The organism is Micromonospora wenchangensis, assembly GCF_002210435.1.
GTDB classification, from domain to species: domain Bacteria; phylum Actinomycetota; class Actinomycetes; order Mycobacteriales; family Micromonosporaceae; genus Micromonospora; species Micromonospora wenchangensis.
Genome location: NZ_MZMV01000039.1, coordinates 39691 through 60569, shown reverse-complemented (window position 1 = coordinate 60569; position 20879 = coordinate 39691). Strand labels below are relative to the sequence as shown.

The following is a 20879-nucleotide window of genomic DNA, read 5'->3' as shown; positions in this document are numbered from 1 at the left end:
GGCCCGAGCACCCGGGTCGGCCCGACACCCGGGGCGGCGTGGCGGCGGCGGTCGGTCGGGTGGTTCCCTGGAGGGACCACCGGTCGTCCGGCGTCACCGGTCGCGGTCCCCACGAGGGGCGGCGGCCCGGAGGCGGTCTCCCGGCGACCCGATGTCACAGCGAGGTGACCATGAGTCAGATGCCAGCGGCGGTGTCGATCCGCGAGGTCGGGCCCCGCGACGGGCTCCAGAACGAGGAGCCGGTCCCCACCGGGGCCAAGGTGCGGCTGCTCGACGCCCTGTCCGGCACCGGCGTGCGCCGGATCGAGGCGGTGTCGTTCGTGCATCCCAAGGCGATCCCGCAGATGGCCGACGCCGACGAGGTGTGGCGGCAGACCCGGAAGGTCGAGGGGGTCCGCTACTCGGCGCTGGTGCCCAACACCCGGGGTGCCCAGCGGGCCCTGGCCGCCGGCTTCACCGAGATCGAGGTGGTGGTCTCGGCAAGCGACACGCACAACCGGCGCAACGTCAACCGCTCCACGGACGAGTCGCTCGACGACATCGCCGAGCTGATCGACCTGCTGCACGGCGCGGGGGCGCGGGCCGAGGTGATCGTGGCGACCAGCTTCGGCTGCCCGTACGAGGGGGACGTCGACCCGGGGCGGGTCGCCGGGATCGTCGAGCGGGTGGTCCGCGACGGCGCCGACCGGGTCGCGTTCGGCGACACCACAGGCATGGGTACGCCCCGACGGGTCCGGGAGCTGGTCACCGCCGTCCGCGACCGGGAGCCCGACGTGCCGGTGCTGCTGCACTTCCACAACACCCGGGGCACCGCGCTGGCGAACCTGCTGACCGCCCTGGAGTTGGGGATCACCGAGTTCGACGCCAGCGTCGGTGGCCTGGGCGGCTGCCCGTACGCGCCGGGGGCGAGCGGGAACCTGGCCACCGAGGAGGCGGTGCACATGCTGCACGACATGGGCATCGACACCGGCATCGACCTGGACGCCCTGATCGGGGTCGCCGAGTTGGCCGAGGAGCTGCTCGGCAAGCGGCTGCCGTCGGGGGTGTTGCGGGCCGGCCCGCGTACCCGGCTGACCGCCCGGCCCTGACCGGGCCCGTCGGGGGCGGACCGGCCCGACGACGCGGGGAGGGGCCGGCGCGGTGCCGGCCCCTCCGTCGGGTCGCGTCGTGGGTCAGCCCACGCTGAGCAGGCCCGGCCAGCTGTCCTTGAAGACCTGGCTGCCGGTGCTGCTGCGGCGGTCGTTGGCGCTGAGGGTGCCGGCGAACAGGCTGCTGACCCGGTTCGCCTCGGTGGTGCTCGGGTACGGGTTGGTGCAGCTCGTGCCGGCGCTGCCGCCCGACATCAGGATCGCGCAGTTGCCGTTGTAGTTGTCGGGCAGGCCGAGGATGTGCCCGATCTCGTGGGTCATGATCCGCAGCGGGCTGTACTGGGCGGCCTGCTGGGTGTCGATGTAGACCCGGCCGTTGCCGAGGCTGGTGCGCTGGGCGTACGAGCCGCCGCCGGTGATCTGGTAGATCCGCAGGTTGGTGCCGCAGTTCGCGGTGAGCGTCAGGTTGGTGGTGGCGTTGTTCCAGATCGAGGCGGCCTGGTTGGCGATGCTCGCGTAGCTGGGCGCCTGGCTGGTGTTGTAGCAGATGGTCATCGCGGCGGAGGCGGGCGCGGGGTTGGCGACCGTGAGGCCGAGGGTCGCGGTCGCCGTCGCCAGGGCGGCGACGGCGAGGCGCTTGACGCGTGAGTTCATGGCTCACTCCAATCCGGAGGGGGTGTCTGGAGCGTAGCCATATCAATAGTTGACTATCAATATCCGGAGCGGAAGTCGGTCGGGTGGTCGGGCGGGGCCCGGATGCGCTAGCCTAACGATCGTTCAGGCTGGTCGGCGCGTCCACCACGACGCCCACGGCGGCATGGCGGTCGGGCGCGCCCACGAGGCGCGGGGCGAGGGGGTCGGCGTGACGCTCGACGGTGAGGCACTGGAGCAGCTACGCAAGCGGGCCCGCTCCGGCGGCGCCGACAAGTACCACGCGGCCAACGCCGGCAAGGGCAAGCTGTTCGCCCGCGAACGGGTCGCGCTCCTGGTCGACGAGGGCTCCTTCGTCGAGGACGGGCTCTACGCCAACGCCCTGGCCGAGGGGCTGCCCGCCGACGGCGTGGTCACCGGCACCGCCACCATCGACGGCCGGCCGGTCTGCCTGATGGCCAACGACTCCACGGTCAAGGCCGGCAGTTGGGGCGCGCGTACCGTCGAGAAGATCATCCGGATCATCGAGCGGGCCTACTCGACGGGCGTGCCGATGGTCTACCTGGTCGACTCGGCCGGCGCCCGGATCACCGACCAGGTCGACCTCTTCCCCGGCCCCCGGGGTGCCGGCAAGATCTTCTGGAACCAGGTCCGCGCCTCGGGCGCGATCCCGCAGGTCTGCGCGCTGTTCGGGCCGAGCGCCGCCGGCGGGGCGTACATCCCGGCATTCTGCGACGTGGTCGCCATGGTCGAGGGCAACGCCAGCATGTACCTCGGCTCGGACCGGATGGTCGAGATGGTCACCGGGGAGAAGACCACCCTGGAGGCGATGGGCGGGGCCCGGGTGCACTGCGCCGAGTCCGGCGTGGGGCACTTCCTGTGCAGGACCGAGGCCGACGCGCTCGACGTGGTGAAGACCTACCTGTCGTACCTGCCCTCCAACTGGCAGCGGCAGCCGCCGGCCGCCCCGGCCGTCGCCGCGCCGGAGAAGGCCGATCTCGCCGCGCTGGTGCCGGCCAGCGAACGGCAGGCGTTCGACATGCGCCGGTACGTCAGGGGCCTGCTCGACGAGGGTTCGTTCTTCGAGATCCAGGCGCTCTGGGCCAGGGAGCTGACCATCGGCTTCGGCCGGCTCGACGGCGAGGTCGTCGGCGTGGTCGGCAACAACTCGATGTTCAAGGGCGGGGTGCTCTTCGTCGACTCGGCCGACAAGGCGACCCGGTTCGTGCAGCTCTGCGACGCGTTCAACGTGCCGCTGCTGTTCCTGTCCGACGTGCCCGGGTTCATGGTCGGCAGCGCGGTGGAGAAGCAGGGCATCATCCGGCACGGGGCCAAGATGATCACCGCGATCTCCGAGGCGACCGTACCCAAGATCTGTGTGGTGGTCCGCAAGGCGTACGGCGCGGGCCTGTACGCGATGGCCGGCCCCGGCTTCGCGCCGGACGCGACGATCGCCCTGCCCACCGCGAAGATCGCGGTGATGGGGGCCGAGGCGGCGGTCAACGCCGTCTACGCCAACAAGATCGCGGCGATCGCCGACGAGGCCGAACGGGCCGCCTTCGTGGCCGCCAGGCGGGCCGAGTACGAGCGGGACATCGACGTGGTGCGGCTCGCCAGCGAACTGGTCATCGACGCGATCGTCGAACCGCACGAGCTGCGCGCCGAACTGGTCCGCCGGTTCGCCGCCGCCCGCAGCAAGGACCGGCACTTCTCCCGCCGACGGCACGGGGTCACCCCGGTCTGACCGGTCGCCGCAGTCCCCGGCCGGCCCGACCGGTCGGCACCCAGCCACCGCCACCGAGCCACCGCCGTCGACCGGGTCCGACCGGTCGTCCAACCGATCCGTCGTCCCCGGCGTCACGAGCGTCCGGGGCGGCACCCGTACAGGAGGAACCGATGGACTTCCGGCTCAGCGAGGAACACGAGGCGCTGCGGGACAGCGTGCGGGACTTCGCCCGCGAGGCGGTCGCCCCGGTGATCGCCGAGCACTACGAGCGGCACACCTTCCCGTACGAGATCGTCCGGCAGATGGGCAAGATGGGCCTGTTCGGCCTGCCCTTCCCCGAGGAGCACGGCGGCATGGGCGGGGACTACTTCGCGCTCTGCCTGGCGCTTGAGGAACTGGCCCGGGTCGACTCCAGCGTGGCGATCACCCTGGAGGCGGCGGTCTCCCTCGGCGCGATGCCGATCTACCGGTTCGGCACCGACGAGCAGCAGGCCCGGTGGCTGCCGAAGCTGCTCAGCGGCGAGGCCCTCGCGGGGTTCGGGCTCACCGAGCCGGGCACCGGCTCGGACGCGGGCGGCACCCGGACGCGGGCCGTCCTGGACGGCGACGAGTGGGTGATCAACGGGTCGAAGGCGTTCATCACCAATTCGGGCACCGACATCACCGCCCTGGTCACCGTCACCGCGGTCACCGGCACCAACCCGGACGGCTCGAAGGAGCTGTCCACCATCATCGTGCCGTCGGGGACGCCCGGGTTCACCGTCGCGCCTGGGTACTCGAAGGTGGGGTGGAACGCCTCGGACACCCACGAGCTGACCTTCGACGACTGCCGGGTGCCGGCCGGGAACCTGCTCGGCGAACGGGGCCGGGGCTTCGCCCAGTTCCTGCGCATCCTCGACGAGGGGCGGATCGCCATCGCCGCGCTGGCCGTCGGCCTCGCCCAGGGCTGCGTCGACGAGTCGCTGAGGTACGCGAAGGAACGCCAGGCGTTCGGTCGGCCGATCGGCAACTACCAGGCCATCCAGTTCAAGATCGCCGACATGGAGCTGAAGGCGCACACCGCCCGGCTGGCCTACTACGACGCCGCCGCCCGGATGCTCGCCGGTGAGCCGTTCAAGCGGCAGGCGGCGATCGCCAAGCTGCATGCCAGCACGGTCGCGGTGGACAACGCCCGGGAGGCCACCCAGATCCACGGCGGCTACGGCTTCATGAACGAGTACCCGGTGGCCCGGTTCTGGCGGGACTCCAAGATCCTGGAGATCGGCGAGGGCACCTCCGAGGTGCAGCGCATGATCATCGCCCGCGACCTGGGCCTGTGACCGTACCCCCGCAACGGGTCCGCCGCCGGGCGGGAACGGCGCTCTGTCGGGTATCCGCAGCCCTTCGTCAGTAGGCCGACGAAGGGCTGCCCGGCGTCGTATCCCGTCCGTACCCTTCGTGCCCATGACCCCGGATCATGATCACTCGCCCGCGGGTGGTCGTACCCCCATCGGGGAGCTGGTGCGGGCCCACCGCCTGGCCGCCGGTCTCACCCAGACCGACCTGGCACAGCGGGCCGGGGTCGGCGTGCGGACGGTCCGCGACCTGGAACGCGGCCGGGCGCACCGGCCGCACCGCACCACCGCCGAGCTGATCGCCGGGGCGCTCGGCCTGACCGGCGCGGCGCGCGCCGGCTTCCTCGCCAGCGCCCGGGGTCGGGCCGCGACCACCCCGGCCGCCCCGGGCGTCGCCGGGCTGCCGCACCGCCCGCCCGCCGCCGGCACCGTCCCCCGCGACCCCGACCTCCCGGGTACGCCGATGGCGCTGCCCCCGCCGGTCGAGCTGATCGGCCGGGAACGGGAACTCGACGAGCTGACCGGCCTGCTGACCGGCGACGGCTGGCCGCCGGTGCTGAGCCTGGTCGGCCTGGCCGGGGTGGGCAAGACCGCGCTCGCCCTGGCCGTGGCGCACGCGGTGGCCGACGCCCACCCGGGCGGGGTGGCCGGGGTGCTGGTCGGCACCGGCTCCGACGCCAACGACGTGCTCGCCGCGGCCTGCGCGGTGCTCGGCGCGGCCCGGCTCGCCGAGCTGGCCGCCCGGCTGCGGGGCCGCCCGGCGCTGCTGCTGGTGGACGCGGTCGAACGGGCCCCGGACCCGGTGGCCGAGGTGGTGCACCTGCTCGTCGCGGCGGTGCCCACCCTGCGGGTGGTGGCGACCGGTCGGCATCCGGTCGGCATCCCCGGCGAACTCGTCCGCCCGGTGGCCCCGCTGGAGGTGCCCCCCGCCGGGGTGGTCGACCCGGCCGAGCTGGCCCGGTGGCCGGCGGCGGCCCTGTTCACCGCCCGGCTGACCCGGGTCCGCCCGGAACCACCCGGCCCGGACGAGCTGCCCGCCCTCACCGCGCTGGTCCGCCGGCTCGACGGCCTGCCGCTGGCGATCGAGCTGATGGCGGCCCGGGGCCGCATCCTCGACCTGCCCGAACTGCTCGACCGGTACGGCGACCGGGTGCTCGACCTGGCCGGCCCGGATCTCGGCGGGCGGGGCTGGGAGGCCGCCCCGCCGGGGCGTACCGACGAACCGGCCCGGCCCACGGTCGCGGTGACCCTGCGCGAGGCGGTCGCCACCAGCTACCGGCTGCTCGACGGGTGGGAGCAGGCGGCGCTGCGCCGGCTCTCGGTGTTCGCCAACCGGTGGTCGGTGGAGCTGGCCGAGGAACTGCTCGCCGACGAGGCCGACCCGGACCCGTCGGGGGTGGTCGACCCGGTGCCGCTGCTGGACCGGCTGGTCGAGTTGGGCCTGCTCAGCGTCCGGGGTGCCGGGCCGCTGCGGTTCCGTCTGCTCGACGCGGTCCGTGAGTACGCCATCGAGCAGGCCGCCGGCCGGGGCGAGCTGACCGCGGTCCGTCGCCGGCACGCGGTGGTGATCACCCGGTTGGTGACCCGTACCGCGCCGGACCTGGTCGGGGCGCGACAGCCGGCGGCCGTCCGTCAGCTCGACGAGGCGACCGGTGACATCGGCGCGGCGCTGGCACACGCCGCCGGGGACGATCCGGTCACCGCGCTGCGGCTGGCCGCCGAGCTGACCCGCTGGTGGCGGATGCGGGGGCGGGACGTCAGCGGCCGGCAGTGGCTGTGCCGGCTGCTCGCCGACCCCCGTACCGCCGACGCCGATCCGGTGCTGCGGGCCTGGGCGTTGCTCGGGGTGGCCCGGCTGGCCGCCGAGCACGGCGCGGCGGCGCAGGAACTGCCCGCCGCCCGTGCCGCGCTCGCGGTGCTCGCCGGGCGGGCCGACGTGGCCGGGGAGCTGGCGGCGCGCACCGTCCTCGGCACCCTGCTGGTCGCGACCGGCGGGTACGACGAGGCGGCCGAGCAGGCGCACGCGGTGCTGACCCTGGCCACCCGGCACGGCCGGACCCGGGACACGGCGGTCGCCCAGCACCACCTGGCCTGGCACGAGATCCGCCTCGCCGACCTGTCGGCGGCCCGGCGTCGGCTGGCCGCGGTGGACCGGCTGGCCGCCCAGTGCGGGGAGCCCCGGCTGCGCCTGCTGGCCCGTGCCGACCTGGCCGAGGTGGCCCGGCTGGAGGGCCGTCACGGTGACGCGGTGGACCAGGGCCGGCGGGTGGTCGCCGCGCTGGCCGGGGTGGGTGATCCGGGGCACCGGCGGCGGGTGCTCGGCACGGTGGGGCTGGCGTTGGCCCGGTCGGGTCGGCTGGACGAGGCCGCCGAGATCCTGGCCGAGCTGCGCTGCGACGGTCGCGCGACGCCGCCCGGCCACCGGACGGAGGCGGGCGCGGGCGGGGGGCGTCCGGGCGGTGGCGGGCCGGTCCGGGCGGAGGAGTCGGTCTGCGCGTTGATCGAGGGCACCATGGCCCAGCACCGGGGCGACCGGGAGCTGGCGGCGGAGTGGTTCACGGTGGCGGAGGCTGCCGGTGCGGCCGGTCAGGACCGGCGGGACGTGGTCGAGGCCCTGGTCGGGCTGGCTGTGAGCACCGGCTCCGCCGAGGTGCGGGAGCGGCTGGCGCAGGCGTGCCGGCGCGGCGGCATCCGGCTGCTGCCGGACGAGGAACGCCTGCTGGGCTAGGCGCGGGGGTGGCGCGAGCGAACGAGCCCCCTGGTCAAACCCCTCGCTCAATCGCTCGCGCCGGCACCCCCCGGTGCTCCCCCGCGCGATGAAGGCTAGCCAGCCGGGGCGTCCGTTTTGCGGCGATCGGCGGCTCTGCGACCGTTGGGTCCGACGGGTTCTGCCGCTTTTTCTGCCGGTCCGTCCGGCACCCGGTCAGCAGGGCGACGGCGGCTCGTCGGTCGGTGCCTGGTCGGTGCTGCCGGCGGTCGCTCCCGGGTGGACGGCGTCGCGTACCCGGCGCAGGCCGTCCAGCATGGCGGCGAGGGTGTCCGGTTCGAGCTGGCCGGTGAACCACTGCTCGATGATCTGGAGGTGGCCGGGCAGGGTCTCGTCCAGCCGCTGCATGCCGGCCGGGGTGACCACGGCGTACGAGCTGCGCCGGTCGGACGGGCAGGCGCGGCGGCGCAGCAGCCCGTCGCGCTCCATCCGGTCCACCACCCGGGTGACGCCGCTGGTGGACAGGGAGGTCTGGGCGGCAAGGTCGGTCATCCGCAGTTGGTTGCCGGGGGAGCGGGCCAGGCGCATCAGCACCTCGAACTCGACCGCGGAGACGCCGTGCTCCTCGTACTGCGCGGTGAACCGGGCGGTCAGCCCGGCGTGCGCCTCGACCAGGAGGCCGACGGCGGTGATCCGGGGGTCGTCGAACACAGTCTCGTCCACCTGGCCATCCTAACAGTGCTTGACACGGGGAATATTGCTGCGGTTATAGTTGCTCAGGCAGTCGTTGGGCTACTAAACAATCTTCCCCGGAGGGCAGTTACATGACCAGCACCGAGTCGGTTACCCGCGACTGGGACGGCCTCACCATCCCCGCCGCCGGCACCTACCTGCTGGACGCCGCGCACAAGCGGGTGGGCTTCGTCGCCCGGCACATGATGGTCAGCAAGGTACGCGGCGAGTTCGCCGACGCCACCGCCACCATCACCGTCGCCGAGGACCCGCTGCAGTCCTCGGTCACCGCCACCATCCAGGCGGCCAGCATCAACACCGCCCAGGCCGACCGGGACGGCCACCTGCGCAGCCCCGAGTTCCTCGACGTCGAGCAGTTCCCGACGCTGGAATACCGCAGCACCGCCGTGAAGTCCCACGACGGCAACGAGTTCGTCCTGCTCGGCGACCTGACCATCAAGGGCGTCACCCGCCAGGTCGAGCTGGAGGTCGAGTTCGAGGGCGTCGGCCGCACCCCGTTCGGCACCGACGTGTTCGGCTTCACCGCCAGCACCGAGATCGACCGCGAGGACTTCGGCCTGACCTGGAACGTCGCCCTGGAGACCGGTGGCGTGCTGGTCGGCAAGAAGATCAAGATCGAGATCGAGGGCGAGGCCATCCGGCAGGCCTGAGCCCGGCACGCCGGGGCCTCCGCTCACCGCGAGCGGGGGCCCCGGCGTTTGCGCGTGCGGATTGTCACTGCCCGGCGACGGCGACATCCGGTGCTGGTGGACGGCCGCTGGGTAGAGAAGCGGGACAGCGCATACCCGGTGGGCACTGGCCCCGGCGCGTGGGCGCTCTTATGGTGGTTCACACTGCGCGCCGGGACGGTCACCGCCCCGCGCGTCTCACGCCTGGAGGAAACATGGGTAGGGACGTCGAGCAGGGCGCGTTCTCCCGGGAGGACCGGGTCCGCTACCGGCAGAAGGTGCGGCGCTGCCTGGACGTCTTCGCGTTGATGCTCGACGACTTCGGCTTCGACGCCGACCGGCCGATGACCGGTCTGGAGATCGAACTCAACCTGATGGACCCGGACGCCGAACCGGCGATGCGCAACGACGAGATCCTCGCCGCCATCGCCGACCCGCTCTTCCAGACCGAACTGGGACAGTTCAACCTGGAACTGAACGCGGCACCCCGGCTCATCGAGGGGGCCGGCTTCGCCAACTACGAGACCGACCTGCGCAGCAGCCTCAACCGGGCCGACGAACGGGCGGCCAAGTCGGACGCCCGGATCGTCATGGTCGGCATCCTGCCCACCCTGACCGAACGGCACCTGGTGGCCGACAACCTCTCCACCAACGAGCGGTACCGGGTGCTCAACGACCAGATCGTCGGTGCCCGGGGTGAGGACATCGAGCTGGACATCAGGGGGGTCGAGCGGCTGCGGACGCACACCGACTCGATCGTCCCCGAGGCCGCCTGCACCAGCCTCCAGTTCCACCTCCAGGTCGCGCCGGACAGCTTCGCCGACTACTGGAACGCCTCCCAGGCCATCGCCGGCGTCCAGGTCGCCGTGGGCGCGAACTCGCCGTTCCTCTACGGCCGGCAGCTCTGGGCCGAAACCCGGGTCGCCCTGTTCCAGCAGGCCACCGACACCCGCCCGGACGAGCTGAAGGCCCAGGGGGTACGCCCCCGGGTGTGGTTCGGTGAACGCTGGATCACCTCGATCTTCGACCTGTTCGAGGAGAACGTCAGGTACTTCCCGCCGCTGCTGCCGATCTGCGCCGACGAGGACCCGGTCGAGGTGCTGCACGCCGGCGGCGTCCCGCAACTGTCCGAGCTGCGGCTGCACAACGGCACCGTCTACCGCTGGAACCGCCCGGTGTACGACATCATGAACGGCCGTCCGCACCTGCGGGTGGAGAACCGGGTGCTGCCGGCCGGGCCGACCGTGGTCGACATGCTGGCCAACGCCGCCTTCTACTTCGGGCTGGCGCGCGGGCTGGCCGAGTCCGACCGGCCGATCTGGAGCCAGCTCACCTTCAGCTCCGCCGAGGAGAACTTCCACGCCGCCGCCCGCCGGGGCATGGACGCCATTCTGCACTGGCCCCGGCTCGGCGAGGTGCCGGTCACCAAGCTGGTCCTCGACACCCTGCTGCCGAAGGCGGCCACCGGGCTGGACCGGTTCGGTGTCGCCCCCGCCGAACGGGACCGCCTGCTCGGCATCATCGAGCAGCGCTGCCGTACCGGCCGTAACGGGGCGGTCTGGCAGACCGAGACGGTGTGGGCGGCGCAGCGCCACCGCAACCTGGACCGGGACGCGGCGCTGCGCCACATGGCCAACCGGTACGCCGAACTCCAGCGCAGCAACGAGCCGGTGCACACCTGGCCGGTGGACTGAGCCACCCGGGGAGCGGGATCGGCACGCCGGGGGCCGCCCACCGACCGGGGAACCGTCAGGGGGTGCGGCGTCCGGCGCGTGGCTTGGGCACCGGGCCCGGGTCCGCCGGCGGGTGCTCGACCCCCTGCTGTCCGCCGTCCGCCGGCCCGGGGCGTTGGTCGGTGACCGGACCGGCCGGCGCACCACCGACGGGGGTGTCACCGGGCTGGGCGTCACCGGCTGGCGGAGCCGGCGGGGTGCTTCGACCCCGGCGGACCGGCCGGGCCCGGCCCACGGCCGGGGGCCGGGAGTCGCCACCGGGTGCCGTCACCGGTGCCGGGGAATCCTCACCCGGGCCGGTCGGACTGTCCGCCGGGCCAGGGGTGGCGGGCGGTGCGGGAGCGACGTCCGAGGTGTCGGGTACGGGGCCCGGGTGGTCGGTGTCCCGACCGGGGGCGTCCGGTTCGGAGGGTGCGGTCGGGTCGACGCCGGCCGGCAGGTCGTCAGGTCCCCCGGTACGGGGACGGGGCACCGGCGGCGTCGTCCGTGCGGCGGCCCGTCGCTCGGACCGCTGGGCGAGCGAGGCCACCAGCACCGACCCGGCCGCGCCGACGATGACCGCGTACGGGGCGACGAGGTGGGCCGAGACCTGGGCCGGGGAGATCGTGGCCAGCCGGGGCACGGCGAGGAAGTAGGCGACCGCGACGAGCAGCGGCCCGGCGGCCCCGGAGACCACCGCACCGAGCCGCAGCTCGGGCGTCCGGGCGGCCCGTCGGGCGGCCGACGCGCCGATCAGCAGGGCCGAGCCCAGGGCGAGCAGCGCTCCCGGCCAGTAGAGGTGGTCCCGCCACCAGAACCGGGGGCTGTCCTGGGCGATCTGCCAGATGCCGAGCTGTGCGCTGGTCAGTCCCCGGCCGGCGAGCACCCCGTCGACGACGGAGACGACGGCCAGCAGCCAGAGCCAGCCGACGGTGGCGACCACGTTCGTCGCGGCGGCCCGCGAGTGCAGCGCCCAGACCGCGGCCACCAGCCCCACCAGCACACCCACCCCGGCGTACCCGGCCGCGACGGTCTGCGGCGAGAAGGTCTCCGGTACGGAGGCGGCCCGCGACGGCACCGCGACCAGCAGTACGGTGATCAGCGCGCCGACCGCGCCCGCCACCGCGAGGGTGACCCGGTGCAGGGTGCCACCGGTGGCGGCGTCCCCGCCCCGCTCGTGCAGCCGCTGGGCGCAGACCGCCCCGGCGACGGTGGAGACGGCGGCGATCCAGGTCGCCCAGGCGAGGCTGGCGAACCAGGACGGCTCGGTGGCACCGGCGTCGGTCGGTGTCCAGTTGATGATGCCCAGGCCGTAGCCGAAGCCCAGCTGTGCTGCGCCCACACCGGCGGCGACGCCCAGCGCGGTGAGCACCGATCCTCCCCAGCCCCGTCCCGCCATGCCGGGACTGTAGCGTCCCCTGGTCGAGGCGGCGAGTCGGACGAGCGCCGGAGCACGGCCGGTGACCGCTGGGCAGCGGCCGGTACCGTTTCGGGGAGGAGGCGGGGGAGCGGCATGGACGACGACGAGTACACCGGACAGGACACTGCGGACCGGGGCCGGCCGGGCCGGGGCACGGTGCTGCTCGGCGGCGCCCTGGCGACGGTCCTGCTGGCCGCCGTGGGAGGCACCGTCGGGTGGGTGCTGGCCGGTCCGGGCGACCCGGAGACCGGCCCCACCCCGGCAGCGGCGGCCAGCGGACCGTCCACCCCGGTCGACGCGCCGACCACCGCCCGCCCGACCACCGCGCGGGCCAGCACACCCCCGCCACCCGCCGCCACCGGTGGCGGGCTGACCGTGCCCCGGCTGGTGGGGCTCGACTTCGAGAAGGCGCGGGACACGCTGCACGACCGCAAGCTCGGCTGGCGGCTGGTGTTCGGCACCGGTTCGGGCCGGACGGTGACCCGCACCGTGCCCGCCCAGGACACGTCGGTGAAGCCGGGCACCACCGTGCGGGTCGAGGTCAGCGGGCCGGCACCCGAGGTCGAGGTGCCGGACCTGATCGGCGAGGACTGCGACGACGCCGCCGACGAACTTGGCGAGGTGGGCCTGTTCCCCCGGTATCCCACAGGCAACCGTGGCGAGGTCACCGCCCAGGTGCCGGCGGCGGACGCGACCGCGCACTGGAACGACCAGGTCGCCATCTCCTGCGGTGACGACTCGACGCCGACCGCCGGGCCGACGCCGACGGGCTGACCGGCGGATCGCCGCGCCGGTACGGGTGGATGCCGGCCCCGGCCGTTACCGTGGTGGGGCCGAGGGCCACGACCGCCTGGCGGGCCTCGGGCCGTACCCGGTGGGTCGAGCGCCCGCCGTCCGCCAGGTGGCGAGAGGACGTGCGATGAGCGACGACCGCCAGGACCCGCCCGCCGACGACGCGACGCGCCCGCTGCCCCGACCACCCGACGACGCGACCGGCCGGCTGCCGGCTGCGGACCGGACCGCGCCACTGCCGGCTGACCGGCCCCCGGCGGGTGGGCCGCCCCCGGTCGACGCCACCGCCCGGCAGGAGCCGGTGGACGCGACCCGCCCGCTGCCGCCGGCCGACGGGACGACCCGGCCCGAGCCGGCCGGTACGCCGGTCTGGTCCGGCCGGGCCGGGGTGCCACCGCCCCGGGCGGTCGATCCCCGGGAGCCGGCCGAGTGGTACGCCGAGGAGCAGCGCGGCCGACGCTGGTGGACGCCGATTCTGCTGGGCGTGCTCGGGCTCGTCCTGCTGGGGCTGGTCGGGGTGGGGGTCTGGCTGGCCCTGCGGGCGGTGGACTCCCCGTCGGACGGGACACCGACCCCACCGCCGACGGCCGTGCCGACGACGGGTGCCGCTCCGACCACCGCACCACCCACCACCCCACCGACCACCCGGCCGCCGACGACCCCACCGACCACCGCGCCGTCGACCGGGCCGGCGGCGATCGCGGTGCCGCCGCTGGTCGGGCTGTCCCAGGAGACGGCGGAGGCCCTGCTGGGGCGGCTCGGGTTGTCCTCCCGGGTGCAGACGCGGGAGTCGGACCGACCGCCCGGCACCGTCCTGTCCACCGATCCGGAGGCCGGTCAGCGGGTGCTGCCGGGCGACGAGGTGACCCTGGTGGTGGCCGCCGAGCCGTCGGCGTCGCCGTCGGGCACCGCCACCCCGACCGGGTGACGGAGCCGGGGCGCTGCGCCGGCCCGGCTCACCACATCCGGCGTCTGGTCCCCACCAGGCCCAGGCCGGCCAGGGAGATGGCCAGCCCGAGCAGGCCGGAGTAGAAGAGGGAGCGGGCGACTGTCTGCCGGTCGTCCGACGGCTGTCGGGGCTCGGCGAGCGCGGACGCACCGCCACCGCCGACCCCGGACTGTGCGGCCCCCGGACCGGCCCCGGCGTCCCCACCGGGCCCGGCCGCCGGGTCGTTCCCGGTCGTCGGGTCGCCGCCGGTCGAGGCGTCGTCCCCGGCCGGCAGGTCGCCCTCGGCCCGCAGACCGTCCCCGGCCGGGTTCTCGGCCCAGACCGGGGTGCGGGCGCGCCTGTCGGCGGGCGGTGCCGGGTCGGGCTGCGTACCGTCGGGGTCACCGGTCGGGGCGTCGGCGGGCTCGGCCACGGTGATCTCGGGGGCCGGCACCGGCTCGGCGAGCCGGGTGGCCGACTCGGCCGGGTAGCGGGTCACCACCACGAGGGTGAGGACCGCGCCGATCAGGACCAGCAGCCCGAAGGCGGGTCGGAGGCGGGACCTGTGGTGCCGCCGCGCGGCGGGCAGATAGACCATGGCCATCCCAGGTTCAGGGGCCGGATACGCGCGGGGTGGAGACGTTCGCCGGGGTGGGCGTACCGATTCTATGGCGGCGGCACGCCCTCCGGCCGGGTAATCGGGAGGTCAGCCCACCGCGATCGGCGCGCGGTTGACCGGCCGGCGCGACCGCGCGGTGTGCTGACGCGGCACGGCCGCGGCCCGGAGCTGGGTCAGCCCGGCCCGCTGGACGAAGATCGAGCGGCGACTGACCGCGTCGCCCGCGGCGTTGAGCTGGTAGCCGTCGAGCCAGAGCCAGCCGTCGTACGTCGGCCAGTCGAGCACCCGGATCACCCGGAAGGTGATCGGTCGGAGGAACTGCACACTGGCGGCGCGGGTCACGTGCAGAACGTCACCGGAGCGGGGAAGCACATGGGCTCCTGGGAGGATATGGCCGGCGTCGCGGGGCCGACCGGTGCGGAACGGGGACGGATGCGTTTCCGGCGACGGGGTTGTGCCTCGCGGGCCGGTGCTCGATGTGGTGGTGGCCAGGGGCGTACCCGCTGGTGGTGGATCGCGCCACCCGGCCCTCACCCGGCTGCTCTCGGGTGTTACCGCTCCCGCCGCCGCAGCCTTCGGGCGTGCAGCGGCGGGGTCATCAACCCGGGGCAGGTCTCGTGGACTCCTGCGGCCCGGGGCACCCACCCGGCCGGGCGAGCCCGGGGCGTTGATCACACCGGGAAATCGACCGAAAACGGTGAGTGACTCGAACCATACGGACAGAGTGCATCAGTGTGATGCGGGATGCAAGTTGCACGTCGACTTTTGCCGATACGTGAGGGCGACACGTGAACCGGGCGCTTGATCACGCCGACTCCGGAGCGGCACACTGGACCCGGTTCCGCCCGACGCGGCCGGTCGACGACCGGTTCCACCCCTTGCCGCGAACGATCGCCCGCCGCCCGTCGGACGCGCCCCCGGCGGGTGTGGACGAAGGCGCGATCGACCGGAGGTAACCGGGTGAGCGCGAGGCACCAGCTTCCCCCGTCATCGGCACCTGGGGCGATGCGATGAGCGAACGGCGGAGCCCCACCATCCGGCGTCGTCGGCTCGGGGCCGAGCTGCGCCGCCTGCGCGACGGTGCCGGCATCACCATAGAGGCCGTCGCCGAGCAGCTGGAGTGTTCCGCCTCCAAGATCTCGCGGATCGAGACCGGCCACACCTCTGCCACGCCCCGCGACGTGCGGGACATGCTCCGCATCTACGGCGTGGTGGGCGTGGAGAGCGAGGAGCTGGTGCAGATCGCCCGCGAGGCGCGGCAGAAGGGGTGGTGGCACCCGTACAGCACCGTGCTCGTCGGGGCGTACGTCGGCCTGGAGGCGGCGGCCGGCTCCATCCGCGCGTACGAACAGCAGGTCGTGCCCGGTCTGCTGGAGACCGAGGAGTACGCCAGCGCGATGATCCAGGCGGCCCGTCCGGACTTCACCGCCGACCAGGTGCAACAACGGGTGCGTGTCCGACTGGGCCGTCAGTCGTTGTTGACCCAGGACGATCCGGTCGATCTGTGGGTGGTGCTCGATGAGGCGGTGTTGAGTCGGCCGGTGGGCGGTGACGCGGTGATGCGTAACCAGCTCAGGCGGCTGGTGGAGGTGGCCGAACTGCCGAACGTGACGTTGCAGGTCCTGCCCTTCGAGGTGGGAGCGCACGCCGGCATGGACGGGACCTTCACCATTCTCAGCTTCCCCGAATCGGTTGATCCGGATGTCGTGTACGCGGAGAACGCCACGGGTGGGCTCTTCCTGGAGAAGAGCGACGAGCTACAGAAGTACAGCTTCATCTTCGATCACATTCGAGCAGCGGCCAGGCGACCGGAGGAGTCCATAGCACACATCGCAGAACTGGCAGAGGAGCCGTTGTGGAAATGGCGACCAAGAGGTTCCCCGAGGACCTGACGCAGGCAACCTGGTTCAAGAGCTCAAGAAGCGGGCCGAACTGTGACAACTGCGTCGAGGTGGCTTACGTGATCGGGGCGGTCGGGGTACGGGACTCGAAGGACAAGACAGGTCCCGCCCTCGTATTCGCCCCCGGGGAATGGAACGCCTTCGTCGCCGACGCTCGGAACGGCGCGTTCGGCCAACACTGACCAACGCAGCGTGGCGTTGACCGCGGGCCGGTCGGGGACTCCCCGGCCGGCCCGTCGCCACTTCCGCCCCGGGTCGTTGAACCCCTCGGTACGGCGCTGGTCGACGATCCGCCGCAGGTGGCGGCAACCGAGCGAGGCAGGCGATACACAGATGACGACGATCGGCTCAGACAACCTCACCAACGGTCCCGGCAAGACCGAACGGTTCGGCGGGAAGTACCGCGGCGCACGCCGCGACACGGTGCTCACCGAGGTCGGCGCCGCCGACACCGAACTGGGCCGCGACGGCAGCCCCGCACCCGAGCAGGCCGGCTCGCCACTGTCACTGCCCTCGCTCGACCCGAACCCGCTCACCGAACCGTCGTTCCCGCCGGCCGGCTGGCCGACGGAACCCCCCGAGTCGCTGGTCGACCACCCGTTGCTGCGCGGCCTGCTGCTGGAGCTGCCGCCGAAGGGCAGCGTCCCGCCGCCGGGCTGGCTGGACCGGTGGTTCGAGGCGACCCGGGCGATCCTGGAACTGCTATACGTGCAGGGAGCCGGCCGCAGCCGATGAGGCGGGCAGCCCGGCCAGCGCCGGGCGGGCGCCCGGCAGGGTCCGCTCGGCGAGCCGGTTGTGCCGCAGTCCGTGGCGCACCCCGATGGCCAGGACGGCCAACCCGCCGACGGTGAGCGCCACCCCGGTCACCCCGTTGCCGGCGCTCAGGTCGAGCCCGCCGGCCCGCAACAGGCCCGGCAGGGTGGCCAGCGCGGTCACCTGCACGGGCAGCCCGATCAGCGGGTGCCCGGCGGCGGCCCGCAGGCCGTACGGCGCGGGGGTCTCCGGCGCGGCGGTGAACGCGCCCGCCCCGGCCCGCAGCCGGCGGACCCGGCGCACCGTGCAGGCGGCCACCGCGAGCGCGGGCACGGCCACCAGCGGGAGCTGCCCGGCGGCCCGGTCGACCGGGGTGTCCCCGCCGCTGATCGTGCCGGCGGCCAGCACCGTCGCGGTCAGGGCGAGCCCGGCGACGGAGAGGGCGAGCAGCCATCCGGCACGCCGTCGCAGGGCGCGGGCCCGGTCCAGCCGGGGTAGGCCGTCCGCCACGACGCCGGCGGCGAGCCAGACGGCGGCGATCGACAGCAGCACGATGAGATGCCCATCCATGGACACAGCCTTGCCCACAACGGCGGGCGGCGAATCCGGGACGAGCCCCTGTTCCCACCCCGGAGCATCCCGTAGGGGTGGCCGGGTCCCGGCCGGTCGGCCCAGCGGCACGGGACCGACCGGGTCGTCGTACCGGCCGGTCGTCCGGGGTGGACGGATCAGACCGCGAAGGTGGCCGGCCGTTCGGTGGCCGGAGCCGGCGGCCGGGCCTTCCACAGTCCGGTCTTCTGACCGGCGAGGCGGGTCAGGTAGGCCGGGTTGAGGATGACGTACCGCCGCCAGAGCCGCTTCGGCTCCAGCCCGAGCCGCCAGAACCACTCCAGGCCGGCCCGCTGCATCCACGGCGGCGGCTGCCGGAGCAGGCCGGCGTGGTAGTCGAAGGCCGCGCCGACGGCCATCAGCGGCATGTCCAGCAGGGGCCGCATCGCGTACGTGAAGACCTCCTGGCGGGGGCAGCCCAGGCCGACCAGGACGAGCCGGGCGCCGCTGGCCCGGATCCGGTCGGCGATCTCGACGTCCTCGCCCGGCTGCACGGCGCGGAACTTCGACGGCTCCACCCCGGCGATCTTCAGGGCCGGGAACATCCGCTCCAGCGCCGGGATGAGCTTCGCCAGCGTCTCCTCGGTCGAGCCGTACAGGTAGACCGGAAGGCCCTCGTCGGCGAAGCGGCGCAGCACGTGCAGGGTCAGCGTCGGGCCGTAGACCCGGTCGGCCAGGCCGGCGTGGTGCAGCAGGTTGAGCGCCCAGCGCACCGGCTGGCCGTCCGGGGTGACCACGTCGAAGGAGTTGAGCCGGGCGTTGTGCGCCGGGTCGAGCACCCCGGTCATCACCCCGTGCACGGCCAGCGCGGTCAGCGCCAGCGGCCGGCGGTCCCGGGCCGCCGCGACCACCTGCTCGGTCGCCGAGGCGTAGTCGGTGGCGTCGACCAGGACGCCGAGGACGTTCCGCTTACCCTGCCCGGTCATGCTCCCGGCACCCACTTGTCGACGTTGGCCTGGTAGATCTCCCGCATGATCATGGGTACGTCGTAGACCTGCTTCCAACCCGGGTAGTCGGCCTGGAACGCCTCGTTCGAGCCGATCCACCACTTGTGGTCGCCGATCCGGTTCGCGTCGACGTACTCGGTGATCATCTCCTGGCCGGTGATCTCCTCGGCCAGGGCGAACGCCTCCCGGTTGGAGGTGTTGGAGTGCCGGCCGCCGCCCAGGTTGTAGACCGCCGCCGAGCGCGGCTCCCGGAAGAACGCCTCGAACGCCGACACCACGTCCGAGCTGTGGATGGCGTCGCGCACCTGCTTGCCCTGGTACCCGAAGATCTTGTAGGTGCGGCGTTCCATGTTGGCCCGCATCACGTACCCGAGGAAGCCGTGCAGCTCGGTCGCCGAGTGCGCGGGGCCGGTCAGCGTGCCGCCCCGGAAGCAGGCGGTCCGCATGTCGAAGTAGCGGCCGTACTCCTGCACCATCACGTCGGCGGCGACCTTGGAGGCCCCGAAGACCGAGTGCAGGCAGGCGTCGATCGACATGTCCTCGCGGATGCCCTGCTCGTACGGGTGCCCCGGCTCGATCTCCCACCGGGTCTCCTGCTCCACCAGCGGCAGGCTGTTGGGCCGGTCGCCGTAGACCTTGTTGGTCGAGCAGTGGATCAGCGGCGCGCCGATGCAGTGCTCCCGCACGTTCTGCAGGATGTTGAGGGTGCCGACGGCGTTGACGTCGAAGTCGGTGAACGGGTCCCGCACCGCCCAGTCGTGCGACGGCTGGGCCGCGGTGTGGATCACCACGGCGATGTCCCGGCCGTACCTGGCGAAGAGCTTGCCGAGGGTGTCCCGGTCGCGGATGTCGATGCTGTGGTGCGCGTACGCCGACCCCAGCTCGTCGGTCAGCCGCCGGACGTTCCACGCGGTCGAGGCCTCGGCGCCGAAGAACTCCTGCCGCATGTCGTTGTCGATGCCGACCACGTCCAGGCCGAGCCCGGCGAAGTGCCGGACCGCCTCGGAACCGATCAGACCGCCCGACCCGGTCACCAACGCGACACTCACACGACACTCCTGGTCAAGGTAGGAGGCTGGAAAAAACCATCGGAGCATAGCCTGACGTCCGGTACGCCCCGATACGAAGTGAGGGCCCCGCGTCTGCGGAGCCCTCGTCTGGTGGTGGGGATGGGGGGAGTTGAACCCCCACGTCCTTTCGGACACACGGACCTGAACCGTGCGCGTCTGCCATTCCGCCACATCCCCGTGGCACGACCCTCGAACCTCGGTAGTTCGCGTCGAACCCGCCGTCTCCGGCGGGCCCGGAACATCCTACCGGGTCCTGCGGTCTCGCCTCGACCGGTTACCGTTCCTACGAGCGGTCACCCTTCGTGGCGGACGAAAGAGTAGCACGGTCCGGAGGGCCGCTCCGAACGGGCCGCCGCGCGGTGGCCGAGCGGCGCGCGAGCTGCATGCGCGCCGTCCAGATACCATCATGTCCTCGGGACCCGAGGAGGAGCCGGTGAGCGTGCTGCAACGCTTCGAGAAGCGTCTGGAAGGCCTGGTAGAAGGGGCCTTCGCCAAGGTCTTCAAAGGGGTGGTCCACCCCGTGGAGATCCTCAACGCCATGCAGCGGGAGGCCGAGGCGCACAAGGCCATCCTCGCTGGTGGCCGCACCCTGGTGCCGAACCGCTACGTGATCGATCTCTCCCCGTACGACCACAGCCGGTTGGCGCCGTACGCCGCCGCCCTGGCCCAGGAGCTGGCCCAGTCGCAGGCGGAGTTCATCGGCGAGCAGGCGTGGACGGTCTACGGCGACGTGATCGTCGAGGTCGAGCGCGGCGAGGGGCTGGACACCGGCATGTTCCGGGTCACCGCCGAGGTCTACACCGGCGGCGAGGTCGCTCCGGTCTCCTCCCCGGGCGGCTACGACCCCGGCCCGCCGGCCTACCCGTCGTACGACCAGGGGGGCGGCTACGGCCCGCCGCCCGGCCACGGCGGCGGCGCCCGCAACGTCCGGCTGGTCTCCGGCGACGGCCGCACCTACCCGTTGCAGATGGGCTCGACCGTGATCGGCCGGGGCGACCAGGCCAACCTGCGCCTGCCCGACGTCGGGATCTCCCGGCGGCACGCCCGGCTGGACTTCGACGGCGGCCAGGTGGTGCTGACCGACCTCGGGTCGACCAACGGCACCATGGTCAACGGCCAGCGGGTCTCGGCCGTCGCCCTGAACCCGGGCGACATGATCCAGCTCGGCACCACGACGCTGACCTTCCGCGTGGACGGCTGA

At 73.6% G+C, this 20879-nt stretch carries 20 protein-coding genes and 1 tRNA gene; 12 read left to right on the top strand and 9 right to left on the bottom strand.

Going from position 1 to position 20879, the window contains the following annotated elements; all coding sequences use genetic code 11:
• Window positions 1–170: 170 nt before the first annotated feature.
• On the top strand, window positions 171–1088 hold the full coding sequence (locus tag B5D80_RS21670) for a hydroxymethylglutaryl-CoA lyase (protein ID WP_088645747.1): 918 nt from the start codon (window positions 171–173) through the stop codon (window positions 1086–1088).
• Between the two features lie 84 nt (window positions 1089–1172).
• On the opposite strand, the gene B5D80_RS21665 is transcribed toward B5D80_RS21670, so the two are convergent.
• Window positions 1173–1742, bottom strand: coding sequence for a snapalysin family zinc-dependent metalloprotease (locus B5D80_RS21665; RefSeq protein WP_088645746.1), 570 nt, complete (start codon window positions 1740–1742; stop codon window positions 1173–1175).
• A gap of 208 nt (window positions 1743–1950) precedes the next feature.
• Here B5D80_RS21665 and B5D80_RS21660 point away from each other — a divergent pair, with 208 nt between their 5' ends.
• From B5D80_RS21660 to B5D80_RS21650, 3 genes are all read left to right on the top strand, one after another.
• Complete coding sequence (locus tag B5D80_RS21660; protein ID WP_088645764.1) at window positions 1951–3483, top strand: acyl-CoA carboxylase subunit beta; 1533 nt, start codon at window positions 1951–1953, stop codon at window positions 3481–3483.
• Window positions 3484–3635: 152 nt separating this feature from the next.
• On the top strand, window positions 3636–4784 hold the full coding sequence (locus B5D80_RS21655; RefSeq protein WP_088645745.1) for an acyl-CoA dehydrogenase family protein: 1149 nt from the start codon (window positions 3636–3638) through the stop codon (window positions 4782–4784).
• A 124-nt stretch (window positions 4785–4908) separates the two neighbouring features.
• A complete protein-coding gene (locus B5D80_RS21650) occupies window positions 4909–7527 on the top strand; it encodes an ATP-binding protein (protein ID WP_088645744.1) in 2619 nt (872 codons plus the stop codon).
• Between the two features lie 195 nt (window positions 7528–7722).
• On the opposite strand, the gene B5D80_RS21645 is transcribed toward B5D80_RS21650, so the two are convergent.
• On the bottom strand, window positions 7723–8229 hold the full coding sequence (locus B5D80_RS21645; RefSeq protein ID WP_088645743.1) for a MarR family winged helix-turn-helix transcriptional regulator: 507 nt from the start codon (window positions 8227–8229) through the stop codon (window positions 7723–7725).
• Window positions 8230–8330: 101 nt separating this feature from the next.
• On the opposite strand from B5D80_RS21645, the gene B5D80_RS21640 reads away from it, so the two are divergent.
• Together B5D80_RS21640 and B5D80_RS21635 are read left to right on the top strand one after the other, a co-directional pair.
• Window positions 8331–8909 carry a YceI family protein gene (locus B5D80_RS21640; protein WP_088645742.1) on the top strand — a complete coding sequence of 193 codons (579 nt, stop codon included), beginning with the start codon at window positions 8331–8333 and terminating at the stop codon, window positions 8907–8909.
• A 233-nt stretch (window positions 8910–9142) separates the two neighbouring features.
• A complete protein-coding gene (locus B5D80_RS21635; protein ID WP_088645741.1) occupies window positions 9143–10621 on the top strand; it encodes a glutamate-cysteine ligase family protein in 1479 nt (492 codons plus the stop codon).
• A gap of 55 nt (window positions 10622–10676) precedes the next feature.
• Here B5D80_RS21635 and B5D80_RS21630 read toward each other — a convergent pair whose 3' ends face one another.
• Window positions 10677–12038: a hypothetical protein gene (locus B5D80_RS21630; RefSeq protein ID WP_144081731.1), complete on the bottom strand. Its 1362-nt coding sequence runs from the start codon at window positions 12036–12038 to the stop codon at window positions 10677–10679.
• Window positions 12039–12152: 114 nt separating this feature from the next.
• Here B5D80_RS21630 and B5D80_RS21625 point away from each other — a divergent pair, with 114 nt between their 5' ends.
• Both B5D80_RS21625 and B5D80_RS21620 read left to right on the top strand, forming a co-directional pair.
• Window positions 12153–12833, top strand: coding sequence for a PASTA domain-containing protein (locus tag B5D80_RS21625; RefSeq protein ID WP_088645739.1), 681 nt, complete (start codon window positions 12153–12155; stop codon window positions 12831–12833).
• Between the two features lie 145 nt (window positions 12834–12978).
• Window positions 12979–13779 (top strand): PASTA domain-containing protein, encoded by an 801-nt coding sequence (locus B5D80_RS21620; RefSeq protein WP_088645738.1) that lies wholly within the window; start codon window positions 12979–12981, stop codon window positions 13777–13779.
• Window positions 13780–13807: 28 nt separating this feature from the next.
• Here B5D80_RS21620 and B5D80_RS21615 read toward each other — a convergent pair whose 3' ends face one another.
• On the bottom strand, window positions 13808–14377 hold the full coding sequence (locus B5D80_RS21615; RefSeq protein WP_088645763.1) for a hypothetical protein: 570 nt from the start codon (window positions 14375–14377) through the stop codon (window positions 13808–13810).
• 108 nt (window positions 14378–14485) lie between these two features.
• Window positions 14486–14770, bottom strand: a complete 285-nt coding sequence (locus B5D80_RS21610; protein WP_088645737.1) for a hypothetical protein — start codon at window positions 14768–14770, stop codon at window positions 14486–14488.
• A 638-nt stretch (window positions 14771–15408) separates the two neighbouring features.
• Between B5D80_RS21610 and B5D80_RS21605 the strand changes: the two genes are divergently transcribed.
• The 3 genes from B5D80_RS21605 (at window position 15409) to B5D80_RS21595 (ending at window position 17034) form a co-directional block, all read left to right on the top strand.
• Window positions 15409–16290 carry a helix-turn-helix domain-containing protein gene (locus B5D80_RS21605; RefSeq protein WP_088645736.1) on the top strand — a complete coding sequence of 294 codons (882 nt, stop codon included), beginning with the start codon at window positions 15409–15411 and terminating at the stop codon, window positions 16288–16290.
• Window positions 16260–16481, top strand: coding sequence for a DUF397 domain-containing protein (locus tag B5D80_RS21600; protein ID WP_088645735.1), 222 nt, complete (start codon window positions 16260–16262; stop codon window positions 16479–16481). The genes B5D80_RS21605 and B5D80_RS21600 overlap by 31 nt, the downstream gene beginning before the upstream one ends.
• A gap of 151 nt (window positions 16482–16632) precedes the next feature.
• A complete protein-coding gene (locus tag B5D80_RS21595; RefSeq protein WP_088645734.1) occupies window positions 16633–17034 on the top strand; it encodes a hypothetical protein in 402 nt (133 codons plus the stop codon).
• On the opposite strand, the gene B5D80_RS21590 is transcribed toward B5D80_RS21595, so the two are convergent.
• The 4 genes from B5D80_RS21590 to B5D80_RS21575 form a co-directional block, all read right to left on the bottom strand.
• The gene (locus B5D80_RS21590) at window positions 17002–17622 is read right to left on the bottom strand and encodes a hypothetical protein (protein WP_088645733.1); all 621 of its coding nucleotides are present in this window, start codon (window positions 17620–17622) and stop codon (window positions 17002–17004) included. The two genes, B5D80_RS21595 and B5D80_RS21590, sit on opposite strands and share 33 nt — an antisense overlap.
• Window positions 17623–17780: 158 nt before the next feature.
• Window positions 17781–18587, bottom strand: coding sequence for a WecB/TagA/CpsF family glycosyltransferase (locus B5D80_RS21585; RefSeq protein ID WP_088645762.1), 807 nt, complete (start codon window positions 18585–18587; stop codon window positions 17781–17783).
• Window positions 18584–19705 carry an NAD-dependent epimerase/dehydratase family protein gene (locus B5D80_RS21580; RefSeq protein ID WP_211291600.1) on the bottom strand — a complete coding sequence of 374 codons (1122 nt, stop codon included), beginning with the start codon at window positions 19703–19705 and terminating at the stop codon, window positions 18584–18586. The genes B5D80_RS21585 and B5D80_RS21580 overlap by 4 nt, the downstream gene beginning before the upstream one ends.
• 64 nt (window positions 19706–19769) lie before the next feature.
• A tRNA-Leu gene (locus tag B5D80_RS21575) sits at window positions 19770–19855 on the bottom strand.
• 229 nt (window positions 19856–20084) lie between these two features.
• On the opposite strand from B5D80_RS21575, the gene B5D80_RS21570 reads away from it, so the two are divergent.
• Entirely contained in the window at window positions 20085–20879 is a 795-nt protein-coding gene (locus B5D80_RS21570; RefSeq protein ID WP_088645731.1) for an FHA domain-containing protein, read from the top strand.

Excerpts from the sequence above, each read along its gene's own strand:
- B5D80_RS21590 (WP_088645733.1), bottom strand. The coding sequence starts at position 17,622 with ATGGATGGGCATCTCATCGTGCTGCTGTCGATCGCCGCCGTCTGGCTC.
- B5D80_RS21655 (WP_088645745.1), top strand. The coding sequence starts at position 3,636 with ATGGACTTCCGGCTCAGCGAGGAACACGAGGCGCTGCGGGACAGCGTG.
- B5D80_RS21640 (WP_088645742.1), top strand. The coding sequence starts at position 8,331 with ATGACCAGCACCGAGTCGGTTACCCGCGACTGGGACGGCCTCACCATC.
- B5D80_RS21625 (WP_088645739.1), top strand. The coding sequence starts at position 12,153 with ATGGACGACGACGAGTACACCGGACAGGACACTGCGGACCGGGGCCGG.
- B5D80_RS21635 (WP_088645741.1), top strand. The coding sequence starts at position 9,143 with ATGGGTAGGGACGTCGAGCAGGGCGCGTTCTCCCGGGAGGACCGGGTC.
- B5D80_RS21630 (WP_144081731.1), bottom strand. The coding sequence starts at position 12,038 with ATGGCGGGACGGGGCTGGGGAGGATCGGTGCTCACCGCGCTGGGCGTC.
- B5D80_RS21670 (WP_088645747.1), top strand. The coding sequence starts at position 171 with ATGAGTCAGATGCCAGCGGCGGTGTCGATCCGCGAGGTCGGGCCCCGC.
- B5D80_RS21600 (WP_088645735.1), top strand. The coding sequence starts at position 16,260 with ATGGCGACCAAGAGGTTCCCCGAGGACCTGACGCAGGCAACCTGGTTC.
- B5D80_RS21580 (WP_211291600.1), bottom strand. The coding sequence starts at position 19,705 with ATGCTCCGATGGTTTTTTCCAGCCTCCTACCTTGACCAGGAGTGTCGT.
- B5D80_RS21620 (WP_088645738.1), top strand. The coding sequence starts at position 12,979 with ATGAGCGACGACCGCCAGGACCCGCCCGCCGACGACGCGACGCGCCCG.
- B5D80_RS21585 (WP_088645762.1), bottom strand. The coding sequence starts at position 18,587 with ATGACCGGGCAGGGTAAGCGGAACGTCCTCGGCGTCCTGGTCGACGCC.
- B5D80_RS21650 (WP_088645744.1), top strand. The coding sequence starts at position 4,909 with ATGACCCCGGATCATGATCACTCGCCCGCGGGTGGTCGTACCCCCATC.
- B5D80_RS21595 (WP_088645734.1), top strand. The coding sequence starts at position 16,633 with ATGACGACGATCGGCTCAGACAACCTCACCAACGGTCCCGGCAAGACC.
- B5D80_RS21605 (WP_088645736.1), top strand. The coding sequence starts at position 15,409 with ATGAGCGAACGGCGGAGCCCCACCATCCGGCGTCGTCGGCTCGGGGCC.
- B5D80_RS21615 (WP_088645763.1), bottom strand. The coding sequence starts at position 14,377 with ATGGTCTATCTGCCCGCCGCGCGGCGGCACCACAGGTCCCGCCTCCGA.
- B5D80_RS21665 (WP_088645746.1), bottom strand. The coding sequence starts at position 1,742 with ATGAACTCACGCGTCAAGCGCCTCGCCGTCGCCGCCCTGGCGACGGCG.
- B5D80_RS21570 (WP_088645731.1), top strand. The coding sequence starts at position 20,085 with ATGTCCTCGGGACCCGAGGAGGAGCCGGTGAGCGTGCTGCAACGCTTC.